Origin of the sequence: Petralouisia muris, from assembly GCF_004793545.1 — a bacterium.
GTDB classification, from domain to species: domain Bacteria; phylum Bacillota; class Clostridia; order Lachnospirales; family Lachnospiraceae; genus Petralouisia; species Petralouisia muris.
The window spans coordinates 1-1,186 of sequence record NZ_SRYA01000214.1; the positions used below are offsets into that span (position 1 = coordinate 1).

Annotated in this window: 1 protein-coding gene; it reads right to left on the reverse strand. The window is 45.8% G+C overall.

Going from position 1 to position 1,186, the window contains the following annotated elements; translation table 11 throughout:
- Positions 1 to 578: reverse transcriptase domain-containing protein (locus E5329_RS29120; protein WP_275443889.1), on the reverse strand; the 578-nt coding region annotated here is incomplete at its 3' end.
- Positions 579 to 1,186: the final 608 nt, after the last annotated feature.

Sequence of the window (1,186 nt, forward strand, 5' to 3'; positions counted from 1 at the left end):
TTGAGGAATTTCCAAATCAGCTCAATAAAGGCTTCATCTTTAATCCGCCTGCGCAGGATATTTATAAGGCTGTGATGGTCTATCGTATCAAAATACGACTTTATATCTCCCTCCACAAACCATTTCACACCTGTAAAGTTCTGCTGTAACTGTAAGAGTGCCGTATGGCAGCTTCTGCCGGGTCTGAAGCCGTGGGAATAGTTGGAGAATGTCGGGTCATAAATACTTTCAAGAATCATCTTAATGACTTCCTCCACCAGTTTGTCGTCTGACGACGATATCCCAAGCGGTCTCATTTTCCCATTTTTCTTTTTGATATACTGTCTGCGGACAGGGTTCGGCTGATAACTGTGGTCTTTCACCGCATGAATAATCCGCTCCACTCTTTCTTTACCATAACCGTCGAGTGTCAGCCCATCTATGCCGGGCGTCATTGCGCCCTTGTTGGCGTAGATGTTTTGGAGAGCCTGCAAGTAGAAATCCTCATTATAAAGATTCCTGTACAGTCTCTCATACTTGTAGTTTTCCTCTTTCGAGTGTTTCTGTAGATTCTCCAAAATAATCTTTGGACTTCTCATGATGTCTCACACACCTTTCCTAAATTATTTCAGTCGTATAGCTGTCTCCCTTCGCCATGTGAACGGTATTACCGCCTCGGACTACTATGGAGACTCCGTAGCCATGCAGGATATTCAGACACTGTATGCCATAGCTTAAAATGGTAAGCGTTCCTGTTTAGGCTATCCTCGTTTAGGCTTGTCTGTACAAGCGTGTCATGTTGTCGGCTATGACGTTCGCCGTTTTCCGCTTATTGCGGCTGGTCAGTGCGGAATGTGATGTGTAGACGCAGTTCGCACAACTCTGCGTACACCCTGCACTGCCTGACGTATAATAGCTATCTTCCGTCAGTACTGACGATAAAGCCCCTCTGGCTGTCATTTAAGCAGTGTAGCTGTTTAACCTCATACATGACATTTCATCTTGATGCCCGTTCACAGCCTGATAACTGGCTGAATAGCACCGTTGCCGACATGCTATACTCCCCGTCGGGTTTCCCTTTCGGATAAGTCGGTTGATGATAGGAATTAGGCTTCAAATGAAGCCCTCACATTGAACCTACTATCTTGCTAAAGATAGATTACAAACAAGCCCGCGCGGAACGAATGGGTTCCGCTTACGAGCGCAC